This window comes from Paenibacillus sp. EKM212P, from assembly GCF_011066115.1.
In the GTDB taxonomy this organism is placed as follows: domain Bacteria; phylum Bacillota; class Bacilli; order Paenibacillales; family Paenibacillaceae; genus Paenibacillus; species Paenibacillus polymyxa_B.
This window is the reverse complement of record NZ_JAAMNR010000002.1, coordinates 575,744-591,188: the sequence shown is the minus strand read 5'-3', so window position 1 is coordinate 591,188 and position 15,445 is coordinate 575,744. Positions and strand designations below refer to the sequence as shown.

Sequence of the window (15,445 nt, the reverse complement as noted above, 5' to 3'; positions counted from 1 at the left end):
ATTGTCGGGGAGTGGGGCGGCTTTTTTTGTTTTTGGCTTATGTTTGTAGTCTCTTTATGTTACATTAGTATGAAAATAAAGAGCGGGGTGGAGCAGAGGACATGAAACCGGATTTGCGTACTGTGCTGAATCGTGAAATTATTGTCGGAGACGGCGCAATGGGGACTTTTTTATACCAGCTAGGATTTCCAGTAAATACGTCTTTCGAAGAACTGAACATCACTTCGCCTGACGTTATATCAGACGTGCATGCTCAATATTTAAGTGCAGGAGCTCGATTGCTGGAGACTAATACATTTTCTGCAAATGATTATAAGTTAGCCCGGTTTGGATTGGAATCTAAGGTAGAAGAGATCAATCGTGCCGGTGTGAGAATTGCCAGAGCTGCGGCCGGACCTGAACATTATGTGGTAGGTGCGGTGGGTTCCATATGTGGGGGCAAACGGCTTAACATATCAAAGCTGGAGCTGGCAAGAAACTATGAGCAGCAAATTGATGCCCTTCTCTCCGAAGGAGTCGACGGCATTTTGTGCGAAACGTTTTATTCACTGGATGAAATACGCATTGCGCTTCACAGTGTACGTAAATACAGTGACATTCCGGTAATTTGTCAGTTTGCAGTTGATCAGGTTGGTCGTACCCAGGATGGTTTTTTGGTGGCGGAAGCTTTTTCGGTGCTGCGTAATGAGGGGGCAGACATCCTTGGATTTAACTGTCACTCGGGTCCGCAGGGAATTATGAGTGTAATGGAGCAGCTGGACGGCCCTTTGTCTGTACCGCTGTCCGTATATCCGAATGCAGGACTAGCAGATTATGTGGACGGTCACTATGTATACGGTGCATCACCTGAATATTTTGGAGAATGTGCCAAGTCCTTTGTAGACCTGGGGACGAGGCTGCTCGGTGGTTGCTGCGGAACTACACCGGACCATATTGCAGCTATCTCCAAAGCCTTGAACCGTTTGCAACCGCCTCCGCTGGCTTCAAAAGAAGCTTTGTCGAAAGAGTCCTTTCAAGTGGTAGAGCAGATTGCAGATGAAGAGGAACGAGGAAATGGCAGACATACCAGCGAGCCCAATATTGTGGATCTGGTTAAGGAACGACATACGGTCATTGTAGAACTGGATCCTCCGCGCGATCTGGACATTACAAGGTTTATGCAAGGTGCTCATGCATTGAAGAAAGCAGGGGCCGACGCGCTTACACTAGCTGACAATTCGCTTGCAGTCACTCGCATGAGCAACATGGCGCTTGGACATTTGGTCAGTATTGAAACAGGCTTGCGCCCATTAATTCATATAGCATGTCGTGATCGCAATCTGATTGGTACTCAATCCCACATGATGGGTTTTGACGCGCTCGGTATTGACCATGTACTGGCGGTTACTGGAGATCCGGCGCGGTTCGGTGATTTGCCAGGCGCCAGTTCGGTGTATGATATGACCTCTTTTGAAATCATACGCATGATCAAGCAATTAAATGATGGTGTCGCATTTTCCGGTAAGCCACTGAAGCAGAAAGCTAATTTTGTGGTAGGTGCCGCATTTAATCCTAATGTCAAGCATTTGGGTAAAGCCGTACAGCGGTTGGAGAAGAAGATTGCCTCCGGAGCCGATTATGTTATGACTCAGCCCGTATACGACCACGAGTTGATTGCAGCCATCGCGGAAGCGACACGACATTTGGAAGTACCGATTTTTATCGGTATTATGCCGCTGGCTAGTGGGCGCAATGCAGAATACTTGCACAATGAAGTACCGGGGATTCAGTTATCCGATGAGGTACGTGCACGTATGTCTGGTCTTGAGGGTCCGGAAGGACGAGCAATGGGCGTGTCTATTGCCAAGGAGTTACTTGATACGGCAATGGAACATTTTAATGGTATCTATTTTATGACTCCATTTATGTTCTATGAAATGACAGCTGAATTGACTTCTTACGTATGGCAAAAATCAGGCCGCGTACAGGCCCCCTTGTTTCGACTATAATAATCAATTACAATAGTATAATGGATGTGATGCCGATGTCATTGAGTATGACCGGATACGGTCAAGCCATCCTTCATTATGAGGGCTATAAAGTGCGCTTGGAATTGAAATCGGTGAATCACCGCTATTGCGAAGTGATGATGAGAATTCCGCGCGAATGGACTCGATACGAAGATGGCTTGAGAAGAACGGTTCAACAGCAGATTAAACGCGGTCGTATCGATGTCTTCATCCACAGGGAACGTGATGAAGAACAGATGCCCGCCGCGCGGTTGAATGACACTGTGGTGCAGGCTTACCTGCATGCAGCGGAGCAGCTGGCGGATCGTTATGGAGTGAAAGGAACGTTAGGGATAAGCGATATTCTTGCTTTGCCTGACGTTCTGGGTGAGCCTGGAGAGGCTTGCCATGGAGATGAAGAGGACTGGGAAGAGCAACTACAGCGGGCTTTGAATGAAGCTTTGCAAGGTTTACTGGAGATGAGAAGGCGAGAAGGCGGGCATTTGGCGCAAGATTTGGAATCCCGTATTTTACGTCTGGAATCTCTGCATCATGAAATGACGGTGCTGGCTCCTCATGTTGTGAGCGACTACCGTAACAGGCTGAAACACAGGCTTAAAGAGCTTCAGGACGGTTCATTTACGCTTGATGAACATAAGTTCGGAATGGAGATTGCGTTATTCGCGGATCGCAGCAATATTGACGAGGAACTTACCCGGCTTCAAAGTCACTTTGGACAGTGCAAGGGATTGCTGCTGTCAGACGAGCCGGCCGGTCGCAAATTAGATTTTTTAATCCAGGAAATGAACAGGGAAGTCAACACGATCGGCTCCAAGGCCAATCATCTCACATTGGTTAATTTGGTCGTTGAGATGAAAGCAGAGCTCGAGAAAATTCGTGAGCAGGCTGCAAATATTGAGTAGCTACCTGGTAGCGGCACGGCTGCAAGAGTCACATGTATAGGGGGAAAGACCTGAATATGGCAATCAAATTGATCAATATTGGTTTCGGCAATATCGTGTCGGCCAACCGAATTATCTCCATCGTCAGTCCGGAGTCTGCTCCGATCAAGCGGATTATACAGGAAGCCAGGGACCGTCATATGCTAATTGATGCTACCTATGGCCGCCGGACGCGGGCTGTTATTATTACAGACAGTGATCATGTAATCCTGTCTGCGGTGCAGCCGGAGACGGTCGCTCATCGCCTATCCACTAAAGATGATGACAATGACGAATAAAAATGGAGTGTACTATGGCTAAGGGATTATTATTTGTAATATCCGGACCTTCGGGTGTCGGTAAAGGGACGGTAGGCAACGCATTGCGTGAGAAGCTACCAGAGATAACATACTCCGTTTCTGCTACAACTCGAACACCTCGTTCAGGCGAACAGGATGGAGTGACCTATTTTTTTAAAACGCGTGAAGAATTTTTGGGTATGATTGAACGAGATGAAATGCTGGAGTATGCTGAGTATGTAGGGAACTATTATGGTACTCCACGTGATTTTGTAGATCAGACCCTTGCGCAGGGAAAAGATATTTTTCTGGAGATTGAAGTTCAGGGAGCGCTAAAGGTTAAAGAAAAATTTCCAGAAGGCATATTCATTTTTCTGCTTCCGCCTTCGCTAGACGAATTAAAGGATAGAATCCGGGGACGGGGCACAGAAACTCAAGCGACCATAGACCACCGTATGTCGGTAGCTGTGGATGAAATGAATTTGTTGCGTCACTATGATTATGCGGTCGTCAATGATGAGATTGATTTCGCTTGTAAACGAATAGAATCCATTATTATCGCCGAACATTGTAAGGTTCATCCTTAAACGAGGGCTTTACATATGCCAAGCGTACTTAAAGAGAAATAATACTGTATAAGCTGAGCTTGAAGGTGTACACTGGAGTTCAGCTTATACAGTCCCAAAACTACATGAAGAGGTGTCTATTCGTGCTGTATCCTTCCATTGATGAAATGATGAAAAAGGCAGATAGTAAGTATTCGTTGGTTGTAGCGGCTTCACGTCGTGCCAGACAGTTGCGCGAGGGTGAAAAGACGACTCTCAAGAATCCTAAATCCCACAAACAGGTTGGAGTGGCGTTGGAAGAGATTTACGCGGATCATCTGCGTCTTGAAAGCGGCGAAGACGAGTAAGAATTATACACAACTATTATAACCGGGCGCAATGCCAATTCCTTTGACAACCGCAAGGTTGTTATTTTTTTAGGTCAGGGGGAGTTAACGATGTTGAAGGGAAAAGTTATTATTCTTGGTATAACTGGCGGAATTGCTGCTTACAAAGGGGCAGCGCTGTGTAGTAGGTTGACGCAAAAGGGCGCCGATGTTCATGTGATTATGACGGCCTCTGCCAAGGAGTTTATTACCGAACTTACGCTGCAGTCGCTCTCTCGTAATCCGGTGTACAGTGACACATTTGATGAAAGAGAGCCATCAGTCGTATCCCATATTCATCTGGCGGATGCGGCTGATTTGGTTCTTGTTGCTCCTGCAACTGCGAATATTATCGGGAAAATGGCGCATGGTCTTGCTGATGATATGCTGTCTACAACGTTGTTGGCTACAACAGCGCCTATTATGGTGGCACCTGCGATGAATGTACATATGTACACTCATCCCGCAGTCATGCAAAATATGGAGACGCTTGTATCACGTGGCGTGAAGATGATTGAGCCTGGTGAAGGATTACTGGCTTGCGGTTACGTTGGCAAAGGACGTTTGGAAGAGCCGGACACAATTGTGCAAACCATAGAACGCTTTTTTGATCAGCAAGCTCAGGAACAAAAAACCACCATCAAGTCTGAACCACGATGGTTTGGTGACGAATCTATGGAGGCTCAAATGCCTGAGTCACTTGTGAATGAGAATGAATCGGTGCTTTCAGGCAAAAAAGTCATTGTAACGGCTGGAGGCACGATCGAGCGAATTGATCCAGTACGTTATATCACAAATGATTCATCTGGCAAAATGGGCTTTGCCATTGCAAAAGTGGCTCAGGAGATGGGTGCAGAGGTGCACTTGATTGCCGCCAATACCAGCGCGGAACCGCCTACTGGTATTATGCTTGAAAGAGTCCAGTCAGCTGAAGACATGTACGACGCTGTATTAAAGCAATGGGAAACGAGCGATATGGTCGTTATGGCTGCTGCAGTTGCAGATTATCGACCACGTGAGATTGCACAGACCAAGATCAAGAAAAAAGATAGTGTATTTACGCTAGAGCTAGTGAAGAACGTCGATATTTTAGAATCACTCGGACGGAGTAAGAAACATCAATTTTTAATTGGCTTTGCAGCTGAAACCGAACATTTGGAGACGTATGCGATAGATAAATTAGAACGTAAAAATTGTGATTTGATCGCGGCAAACGATGTAACTGTGAATGGTGCTGGTTTTGGCGTCGATACGAATGCTGTTCAAATTTATGACCGAAGCGGGATCGTAGAGCGTATTCCTGTACAGTCAAAGGAAGAAGTTGCGCGTAAGTTGCTTACTATAGCCGCGGGACGCATGGGTGGGGTGCTGCATTAATGGAGACGGGCAATTTAGTTGCCAAGGTCATTGTCGATGTACCTGCCAAGGATACGGACCGCACCTTCGATTATCTGATACCAGACTCAATGAGACCTTGGATTGAGCCGGGTAGTCGGGTAGCTGTGCCATTTGGCAAACGGACGGTGCAGGCTTTTGTCATCTCGGTAGTCCCAGCTGATGATCCACCGAAATACAGAATGAGAGCGATCCAGGAACTGCTGGATTTGGTACCACCCTTATCTGCCGACCTAGTCGAACTGGGCAAATGGATGAGCGAACGTTATGCTTGTAATCAAATTATGGCACTGCAAGTGATGATTCCTACCGCGCTCAAGGGCAAAGCAGAACGTTATATCTCAATTGCGGAACAGCATGAGTTAACGCATCCACAACGTACTATACAACCGAATCAGGGCGATGAACTCGAATGGGCACTTCTGACCGACGATGGTATGAGTGATCCGACGGAGCGTCGGATTGTTAGCTTCATTCAGGAGAAGGAGCAAGTCCCATTGCAGCAACTCAGTCGACGTTTCCCGGAGGAAGCGGAGGTTATTAAATCCCTGTTACGCCGGGGTGTGCTTCAGGAAAGTCAAGTTATTAAAGACAAACTTGGCAAAAAGACCATGAAATCCGTTGATCTGGCTATTGGCATAGACGAGGCATCAACGGCGCTGGAGCAATTTTCTGCCAAAGCGCAGCGTCAGCGGGAGGTACTTGCTTTTTTGCTGGAACGTAGCGAGTTTCTGCCTTTGTCACTGAAGGAAGTCATGACCTCACTGAGTGTCTCGGCTGCAACGGTTAAGGCGCTGGAAGATAAGGGCTATGTGTTGCTGGAGGATGTCGAAGTGTTCCGCGACCCCTACCGGGGCAGACACTTCAAGCCTACAGAGCCACTCCCTCTCACAGCAGAGCAGCAGTCAGTATATGAACGAATTATTCGCCAGCTGGACACACGTGAGCAAGGAGCTTATTTGTTGCATGGAGTCACAGGGAGCGGTAAGACGGAAATTTATCTACAGACGATTCAGCGTTGTATCGAGCAGAATCGGCAGGCCATTGTGCTGGTACCTGAAATATCGTTAACCCCACAAATGGTTGAGCGTTTTAAAGGCCGGTTTGGCGATCAGGTAGCAGTGATGCACAGTAGGTTGTCCGGGGGGGAACGGTACGATGAGTGGCGCAAAATACGCGAAGGCCGTGTGAAAGTGGCGATTGGTGCTCGCTCGGCAGTATTTGCGCCTTTTCGTGAGTTAGGTCTTATTATTATGGATGAGGAGCACGAAACGTCCTACAAGCAGGAAGAGACACCTAAATACCATGCGCGTGATGTTGCCATTCGCAGAGCCCATCAGCATGGGGCTGTCGTTATTCTCGGCTCGGCTACACCGTCGCTGGAAAGCTACTATGCGGCTCGCTCACAAAGCAACGACGAGTTTGCGCCGTTGCTGCTTGAAATGCCAACTCGCGCATTGGGGAACACGTTACCCGAAGTACATATCATGGATATGCGTGAGGAACTGCGTGCTGGCAACCGCTCTATGTTCAGCCGTGCGTTGCATAATGGAATTGCAGAGCGGTTAGAGCGTAAGGAGCAGACGGTACTACTGTTGAATCGGCGTGGGCACTCCACGTTCGTCATGTGCCGTAGCTGTGGCTATGTCGCGGGTTGTCCGCATTGTGATATTTCGCTTACGTATCATCAGCGGTCGAACAATTTACGTTGCCATTACTGTGGTTATTCCGAGCCCGTGCCTCAGACTTGCCCTGAGTGCGGTAGTGAGCATATTCGTTATTTCGGTACAGGTACCCAGCGAGTGGAAGAAGAGCTGGCGAAGCTATTCCCCGGTATACGTGTTGTTCGAATGGATGTTGATACAACGACAGAAAAAAATGCCCACGAAAAGCTTCTCAAGCAATTTCGTGATAAAAAAGCGGACGTGCTGCTCGGTACTCAAATGGTTGCCAAAGGCCTGGACTTTCCCGATGTGACACTGGTTGGTGTCATTACTGCGGATTCGGCTCTCAATTTACCGGATTTTCGGGCTGCGGAAAAGACATTTCAGCTGTTAACACAAGTAGCTGGACGGGCTGGGAGACATCAATTGCCGGGGGAAGTATTCGTACAATCCTATACTCCAGAGCATTATTCGGTGATTCACGCAAGTCGCCATGATTATGCTTCTTTTGTGAGGGAAGAATTGAAACACCGCCGCAATTTGCACTATCCACCATATTGTCGTCTTATTTTGGTGACCTTTTCTCATGAACAACTCCCGGTGCTGGTCCGATTGGCTGAGAATTATTCAGCAACACTACAGGGACGGGCCAGACAACGGGGCTGGTTCGGGAATATGGATCGTCTTACATCGGATGTACTCGACATTTTGGGGCCAGTAGCTTCACCCATTTCGAGAATCAAGAATAGATACCGATTTCAATGTATGATAAAATGGCGTGGAAATATCGATGCGATTAGTTTGGCTCAGCAAGTAGCTGATGAAATGGCCGAATCCGCACAGGCACAAAAGTTGCTGATTAGTCTGGATGTTGATCCGCAAATGCTTATGTAGAGTGTTGCCACAAAAGTTATTATCACAATTAATGCGGACAAGCCGTCCGTACATAGGATAATGTAGCAGTCGCGTGTGTGATGAATACAGTTAAGCCTAAATGAAACATAAAGAGGAAGGTGTTCTGTTGTCATGTCAATTAGAATTATAGTGTTGGAGCCGGATGACGTATTGCACAAAGTAGCAAAGGAAGTCACTAAAATTACGCCTAACGTGCAAAAGCTGCTCGACGATATGGCAGATACGATGTATGAAGCGGAGGGAGTAGGTCTTGCTGCTCCGCAAGTAGGTATTTTGAAGCGTCTCATTGTTGTAGATGCTGGAGATGAGCATGGATTGATTAAAATGATCAATCCAGAAATCGTAGCCGAAGAAGGGGAGGAATTGGGTCCTGAAGGCTGCCTGAGTATACCTGGGTTGAACGGGGATGTGCGTCGTGCCGAGAAGGTTACAGTCAAGGGACTGGACCGCGAGGGTAAGGCCATTACCATTACAGCGACAGGGTTGCTTTCTCGTGCTTTTCAGCATGAAATTGACCATTTAAATGGAATTTTATTCACGGATATTGCAGAAAAAGTATATGAGGTTGCGCTGGAACAGCCAGGACCGAACCGTCAGATAGGAGAGTGAGGTTCGATGACTCAAGACATTCGTATTATCTTTATGGGTACGCCTGAGTTTGCAGTGCCATCGCTGAACATGTTACTGGACAACGGTTATAACGTGGTTGGTGTGATTACACAGCCCGATAAGCCACAGGGACGAAAAAAAATATTGACGCCTACACCAGTCAAGGAAGCGGCAGAAAAACGCGGATTACCTGTACTGCAACCGACCCGCCTGCGCCAGCCAGAAGCGGTGGCTCAGGTGGCAGAGCTGCGTCCTGATCTGATCGTAACCGCAGCCTATGGGCAAATTTTGCCTAAGTCCGTACTAGACTTGCCTCGGTTCGGCTGTCTGAATGTGCATGGTTCGTTACTTCCCTGTTATCGGGGAGGTGCACCGATCCAGCGTGCGATTATTAACGGTGAGACCGTGACGGGTGTGACGCTGATGTATATGGCGGAAGGACTGGATACTGGCGATATGATATCGCGAGTTGAGGTTGCTATAGAGCCGGAGGATACCTCCGGTACGATTTTTGAGAAGTTAAGCGTAGCTGGAGCAAAGCTTTTGCAGGACGAGCTGCCTAAGTTGCTGGCAGGCCAATCAGACCGTACGCCGCAAAATGAGGACGAGGCTACCTATGCCCCTAACCTGAACCGCGACGATGAGCGTATTTCGTGGAGTGACAATGCACAGCAGATATACAACCGGATTCGCGGCCTTGTTCCTTTTTCCGGCGCGTTTACGCTTTGGGAGGGAAATGTTTTTAAAATATGGGCTGCTGAGCAGCCTTTCATAAATAATGAAGTGAGTGGCTCAAATGCCCCAGCACCCGGGACGGTTCTTCAATTGACCGCTCGTGGCATTGAGGTGCAGACAGGCGAAGGAACTCTCTGGCTGACTCAGGTTCAACCGGCTGGCAAAAAGGTTATGGATGCCGGAACCTTTGCACGCGGCGGACAGATGAAGCCAGGCATGGTGCTCGGATGAGCGGGAGTCACTCCCGCCAGGGAGGCCAAGGCAAGGGAGTGGGTGCCAGAACCGGCAAGACTCGCAATCAGACGGCGCGGGAAGTTGCACTTGATGTGTTGACCAGTGTGGAGCAAGAGGGTGCGTATAGCAATCTTGAGCTAAATCGTCGGCTTCAGCAGGCAGGTTTGTCTGCAAGTGATGCTGGTTTGGCGACGGAACTTGTATACGGTACAGTCGCACGCCGAAATACACTAGATTATTTTTTGAATAAATTTGTTCAAAAAGGAACGGCCAAGCTTCAGGCTTGGGTACGTTCGTTGCTGCGGATGAGTGTGTATCAGGTGGTGTATCTGGATCGAGTTCCGGATCATGCAGTCGTTAGTGAAGCGGTGACCATTGCCAAGCGGCGTGGGCATCAGGGTATTTCCGGTATGGTCAACGGCGTGCTCCGCAGCATGCTGCGTGAGCCGGACAAGCTGCGTATTCCTGACGATTTGTCACCGGAGGAACGGATTTCATTAGAACATTCCCATCCACAGTGGCTGGTTAAGCGCTGGATTAAGCAGTACGGTGCAGATACTGCTGAGGCTATCTGTCAGGCTAATAATGAGCCCCCTGCGGTCAGCGTACGGGTGAATACGACAATGATCAGCCGTGATCAGCTGCTGGACGAGATGAACTCAAAAGGGCTTGATGCCGTTCCTTCGGCAGTTAGTCCCTATGGGATTGTTGTTCGTAGCGGTGGAAATATGGCGCTTACCTCGTGGTATACGGACGGATTGCTGTCCGTACAGGATGAAAGCTCCATGCTCGTTGCCGAAGCAGTCGCTCCTGAGCCTGGCATGCTGGTACTGGATTGCTGTGCCGCTCCAGGTGGCAAAACAGCTCATATGGCTGAGCTGATGAAGGATCACGGACGGATAGTTGCGAATGATCTGCATGCCCATAAGCATCAATTAATTCGTGAACAGGCTAATCGACTTGGCCTGGATGCCGTGGAAACAGTCACTGGTGATGCGCTAGAACTGAAGGAACGATATGCTCCAGCTTCTTTTGACCGTATTTTGCTGGATGCGCCATGCTCTGGCTTTGGAGTGATTCGTCGTAAACCGGACCTGCGTTGGAGCAAAACTGCGCAGGATGTTCGCGACATTACACAGCTTCAGCATGAGCTGCTGGATAGTGTGGCGGGACTGTTGAAGCCAGGTGGTATTCTGGTATACAGCACATGCACGATTGAACCGGACGAAAATGAAGGACAATTGACTCAATTTTTAAGCGAACATCCAGAGTATGAATTGGCAGAGGGTCATTCCTTCCCAGACGTGAGCCGCGAAAAGGATAGTATACAGGGAGGCTCGGTACAGCTGTTACCGCAGCATTTCCACAGCGACGGATTTTATATCGCGCGCCTGCGTCGGGTGAAATAGCGCGGAAGAGAATTCCAGGCAGCTTTCCACCAGTATTTCCACATTCCGCCGGAACATTTCCGGCGGTTTTTTGCATGAAGACGAAAAATTTTTACCCCCTCAGGGATTTGTGCTAAAATAGGAAGAATGAAAAATACTATCTGCGATCAAACAGAACTTAATGAAGAAGGAACGGGTGCAAACATTGATGAAACCTTTTATATATGATTTAACTCTGGAGGAGCTTCAGGACTGGGCCAAGAACAATGGCGAGCCTGCTTTTCGTGGAGGACAAATTTTTGACTGGCTGTATGTGAAGCGAGTCAATGATTTCAGCGAGATGACGAATTTGTCCAAGGCGCTGAGAGAGAAGCTTGAGGAGCAATTTAGTTTTGTGACGCTTAGTGAAATTACAAAGTTGGAATCGAAGGACGGTACAGTAAAATTCCTGTTCGGTTTGCACGATGATCATGCCATTGAAACGGTCATTATGAGACACAATTACGGAAACAGCATTTGTGTAACGACTCAAGTGGGGTGCCGGATTGGTTGTACTTTCTGCGCTTCGACGCTTGGAGGCCTCAAACGGAACCTGACGGCTGGTGAAATTACTGCACAGGTGGTGCAGGCTCAGAAAATTTTGGATAAAACCAATGAACGAGTGAGTAGCATCGTGATTATGGGCTCGGGCGAGCCTTTTGAAAACTATGAAGCGACCATGACGTTTTTACGTACAATGGTTCATGAAAAAGGTCTGAACATTGGTCAACGTCATATCACAGTGTCGACCAGCGGTATTGTACCGAATATTTATAAATTTGCCGACGAGGATACCCAGATTAATCTGGCAATATCCATTCATGCGCCTAATGATGCGCTTCGTTCGAAGCTGATGCCTGTAAATCGGCGTTATCCCTTTAAGGATGTTATGGATTCTCTACGTTACTATCTTGCTAAGACGGGGCGGAGAATTTCGTTTGAATATGCCCTGATTGGTGGTGTAAACGATCAGGCAGAACATGCTGAAGAGCTAGCGGATGTGTTAAAGGACATGCTGTGTCACGTCAATTTGATTCCAGTCAATCATGTGCCTGAGCGCAAGTATGTACGCACATCACGCAGTGATATTTTTAATTTCCAACGTATTCTTGCCGAAAAAGGCGTCAATGTGACGATCCGGCGTGAACAGGGTCACGATATTGCCGCTGCTTGCGGTCAGTTGCGTGCAAAGCATATGGAGTTGGGGTGAAACCATTTGATCAAAACAGTTCATGTCAGCCATGTCGGACGTGTACGTTCGGTGAATGAGGATTCTGCCTGGATCAGGCACTTGGAGCAAGGCTATATTCTTGGGATTGTTGCCGATGGTATGGGGGGGCATTTGGCCGGTGATACGGCCAGCCGCCTTGCGGTAGAGACACTTGCCGCTGATTTGGCGACGCTGGAGAGCGGATTATCCGCACATTCTTTGACGGCGGCGCTCAGCGACGCTATTTTGCATGCCAATGAAGTCATCTTCCAGACGGCTGCACGCGATGAAAAGTATCATAATATGGGAACGACAGTTGTTGCGGTTTTATTAAACGACGCATCCGGAATTATCGGACATATCGGTGACAGTCGTGCCTATGTCATTTCTAAAGGAGCGGTACGTCAGCTTACAGAAGACCATACTTTGGTTAATGAGCTGTTCAAAAACGGTCAGATCAGTAAGGAAGAACGGGAGAACCATCCTCGTCGCAATGTACTGACACGGGCGCTGGGCACTGATTCCGAGGTGAAAGTGGATATTGACTCCATTGCGCTGGAAAAAGGCGATGTACTGTTACTGTGTAGCGACGGATTAAGCAATCTGGTAACGGAAGAACAAATCAGAAAAGTAGTAGGTGCCGCAGAGAATCCTTTGGAGGAGCGCGCGGATCGTCTGCTACATCTGGCGTTGCTTGCCGGAGGAGACGATAACATTACTGTAGCTTTGTTTGAATTGCCCGACGACACGGTTTCATTGAGTGAAAAGGGGTGTGACGCATGATCGGGCACCTGCTAGGGGGAAGATACGAAATTATTGAGCGTATCGGTGGCGGCGGTATGGCGCTGGTGTATAAGGCTCAAGACATTTTGCTGAATCGCAATGTCGCAGTTAAAGTGTTGCGCCAGCAATTTGTTCATGATGAGGAATTTATTCGCCGATTTCGGCGTGAGGCGCAGTCTGCGGCCTCGCTTTCGCATTCGAATGTGGTCAGTATTTATGATGTCGGCCAAGAGGATGAAATCCATTATATTGTAATGGAGTGCATCGAAGGTAAAAATTTGAATGAGATTATTAAAGAACGTGCACCATTGCAAGTGGATGAAGCAGTACGGATTGCTTCCCAGATTTGTGATGCGCTGGAGCATGCCCATCAAAATCAGATCATTCACCGAGACATTAAGCCTCATAATATATTAATTGGACGTAATGGACGGGTTAAGGTAACTGATTTTGGGATTGCTAGAGCTGTTACGTCAACGACCATTACCCAGACGGGTTCTGTTGTGGGTTCTGTTCATTATTTTTCACCTGAGCATGCAAAGGGTGTCGTCACCGGCGAAAAATCGGACTTATATTCTTTAGGTATTGTCTTATATCAAATGCTGACAGCGCAGCTCCCTTTCCTGGGAGAAAGTCCAATTAGTGTAGCGCTCAAGCATTTGCAAGAGGAATTTGAGGAACCACGTAAAATTAATCCGTTGATTCCGCAAAGTGTGGAAAATGTCATTCTAAAATCCATGCGCAAAAATCCAGAAGAGCGTTATCAATCGGCAGACGAAATGCTAAAAGATCTGGAAACCTGTTTGCTGCCGGGACGGCGTAATGAATCCAAGCTGGAGTTTACACATTTGGATGATGAGGATCAAACACGGGTTATTCCGGCTATTAAGCCTCAACAATTAGGGATGTCTTCTAGTGGCGATGATGTACCTGTTCAACCGCGTGAGTCTGAACAGCTTCCGAGCAAGCAATCGTCCAAAAATAATAGAAAAAAAGCGATCTTGTGGGTAACACTAGTGTTGGTGTTACTTCTGTGCATGGGCGGAGTGGTGTACTATGTGCAAAGTGTACTTGTCGTGCCTGAGGTAAAAGTACCAGGTGTATTGACACAAACAGAAGACCAAGCGAAGGTTAATCTCAGTAAAGCGGGATTACTCATTGAGGAGCCAATACAGCATGAATACAAAGAGGGAATCGCGCCTGGAGTTGTATTTTATCAAAGCTATCCTGCAGATTCTTTAGTCAAGGAAGGAACCAAGATTAGTCTGAAAGTCGGGATTGCCAAGCCGCTCACCCCGATGCCGGATGTCAAAGGCCAAAGCTACGAGAATGCTGTTAAGCTGCTGACCGCCCAGCAAATTAAGGAGACGCAGATTCAGCAAAATGAGCAGTTCAGTGATCAGGCCGCGGGGACCGTCCTTAGTCAGACACCCGCTGCAAATGAGCCATTTGATAAGGACTCAGTCCAGGTTGTGCTCACAGTCAGCAAGGGCGCTGATACTGTGAAAATGCCAAGCCTGGTAGGGAAGACGCAGAACCAAGCAGAAAATGAGGTTAAAAAGGCAGGGCTGAAGGTTGGCTCGATTAAAGAAGAATTTAGCTATGAGCAGGAAAAAGGAAGAGTAACCAAACAGTGGCCGTCAGAGGCAGGCAGTGAGTTGCCACCAAATACGGAAATTACGTTTTATGTAAGCACGGGTTACCCGCCAGAAGCTATTACACTACCATTTAATGTGCCTGTTGCGCCGAAGGAAGAGGGCAAAAACAGCAAAATTCGTATCACTTATACGGATGCGCGTGGAGAAAATCAGGAATGGGGAAGCCGTACGATTAATACGACACAGATGTTCACTATCAATCTGCTAATGGCTCCGAACAAAGACAGTGTTGTCTCAGTATTTAGAGATGGTGACTTTATTGATACGTATCCAGTCTCTTATATTGAGGCGAAAAATGGAACGGTGACGATGCCCCAAATTGCTCCGCCTGCTGGAACTTCACCAACGGATACACCTGATGGTACTTCCTCGCAGAATGGAAGTGGAAACGGCGAGGAAGGTGATAGCGGGGGATCTTCTAATGATAGTGGTAATAGTGGAGGCGACTCGAACAATCAGGAGGGCACAGGAGGTAATGGTGACCCTTCCGCCTTTGTTCCTGGAACGAATTCCACGGGGAGTACGCGCAGTGAGTTGGCGGTTAGTCATAAAAACAACCCAGGCCACGCAAAGAAGGAAAAAGTGATTGAGGCTGTTCAGCATCAGTAAACTTGCAATAGGAAGATGCTCAACCTGTTATACGCAATGAAACTTGA

The 15,445-nt window shown here is 47.8% G+C and carries 13 protein-coding genes; all 13 read left to right on the top strand.

Going from position 1 to position 15,445, the window contains the following annotated elements; genetic code table 11:
• Window positions 1-101: 101 nt before the first annotated feature.
• The 13 genes from G9G54_RS08900 to pknB all read left to right on the top strand — a co-directional run bounded on the left by G9G54_RS08900 (window position 102) and on the right by pknB (window position 15,398).
• Window positions 102-1,988, top strand: a complete 1,887-nt coding sequence (locus tag G9G54_RS08900; protein WP_165177374.1) for a bifunctional homocysteine S-methyltransferase/methylenetetrahydrofolate reductase — start codon at window positions 102-104, stop codon at window positions 1,986-1,988.
• A gap of 35 nt (window positions 1,989-2,023) precedes the next feature.
• Window positions 2,024-2,911, top strand: coding sequence for a YicC/YloC family endoribonuclease (locus tag G9G54_RS08895; RefSeq protein ID WP_165177372.1), 888 nt, complete (start codon window positions 2,024-2,026; stop codon window positions 2,909-2,911).
• 56 nt (window positions 2,912-2,967) lie between these two features.
• On the top strand, window positions 2,968-3,228 hold the full coding sequence (gene remA / locus G9G54_RS08890; RefSeq protein ID WP_005548256.1) for an extracellular matrix/biofilm regulator RemA: 261 nt from the start codon (window positions 2,968-2,970) through the stop codon (window positions 3,226-3,228).
• A gap of 14 nt (window positions 3,229-3,242) precedes the next feature.
• Window positions 3,243-3,815 carry a guanylate kinase gene (gmk, locus tag G9G54_RS08885; protein ID WP_061829021.1) on the top strand — a complete coding sequence of 191 codons (573 nt, stop codon included), beginning with the start codon at window positions 3,243-3,245 and terminating at the stop codon, window positions 3,813-3,815.
• Between the two features lie 122 nt (window positions 3,816-3,937).
• Window positions 3,938-4,141 carry a DNA-directed RNA polymerase subunit omega gene (gene rpoZ / locus G9G54_RS08880; RefSeq protein WP_013310893.1) on the top strand — a complete coding sequence of 68 codons (204 nt, stop codon included), beginning with the start codon at window positions 3,938-3,940 and terminating at the stop codon, window positions 4,139-4,141.
• Between the two features lie 90 nt (window positions 4,142-4,231).
• Window positions 4,232-5,536 (top strand): bifunctional phosphopantothenoylcysteine decarboxylase/phosphopantothenate--cysteine ligase CoaBC, encoded by a 1,305-nt coding sequence (gene coaBC, locus G9G54_RS08875; protein ID WP_165177371.1) that lies wholly within the window; start codon window positions 4,232-4,234, stop codon window positions 5,534-5,536.
• Window positions 5,536-8,112 (top strand): primosomal protein N', encoded by a 2,577-nt coding sequence (priA, locus tag G9G54_RS08870; RefSeq protein ID WP_028540561.1) that lies wholly within the window; start codon window positions 5,536-5,538, stop codon window positions 8,110-8,112. Before coaBC ends, priA begins: the two co-directional genes overlap by 1 nt.
• A gap of 132 nt (window positions 8,113-8,244) precedes the next feature.
• Window positions 8,245-8,742, top strand: coding sequence for a peptide deformylase (gene def / locus G9G54_RS08865; RefSeq protein WP_023989305.1), 498 nt, complete (start codon window positions 8,245-8,247; stop codon window positions 8,740-8,742).
• Between the two features lie 6 nt (window positions 8,743-8,748).
• Complete coding sequence (fmt, locus tag G9G54_RS08860; protein ID WP_165177369.1) at window positions 8,749-9,708, top strand: methionyl-tRNA formyltransferase; 960 nt, start codon at window positions 8,749-8,751, stop codon at window positions 9,706-9,708.
• Window positions 9,705-11,120 carry a 16S rRNA (cytosine(967)-C(5))-methyltransferase RsmB gene (gene rsmB, locus G9G54_RS08855; protein WP_071558516.1) on the top strand — a complete coding sequence of 472 codons (1,416 nt, stop codon included), beginning with the start codon at window positions 9,705-9,707 and terminating at the stop codon, window positions 11,118-11,120. Before fmt ends, rsmB begins: the two co-directional genes overlap by 4 nt.
• A 187-nt stretch (window positions 11,121-11,307) precedes the next feature.
• Window positions 11,308-12,348, top strand: a complete 1,041-nt coding sequence (rlmN, locus tag G9G54_RS08850; protein ID WP_013310887.1) for a 23S rRNA (adenine(2503)-C(2))-methyltransferase RlmN — start codon at window positions 11,308-11,310, stop codon at window positions 12,346-12,348.
• 6 nt (window positions 12,349-12,354) lie between these two features.
• Complete coding sequence (locus G9G54_RS08845; RefSeq protein ID WP_165177367.1) at window positions 12,355-13,131, top strand: Stp1/IreP family PP2C-type Ser/Thr phosphatase; 777 nt, start codon at window positions 12,355-12,357, stop codon at window positions 13,129-13,131.
• Window positions 13,128-15,398 (top strand): Stk1 family PASTA domain-containing Ser/Thr kinase, encoded by a 2,271-nt coding sequence (gene pknB, locus G9G54_RS08840; RefSeq protein WP_165177365.1) that lies wholly within the window; start codon window positions 13,128-13,130, stop codon window positions 15,396-15,398. Before G9G54_RS08845 ends, pknB begins: the two co-directional genes overlap by 4 nt.
• Window positions 15,399-15,445 lie beyond the last annotated feature (47 nt).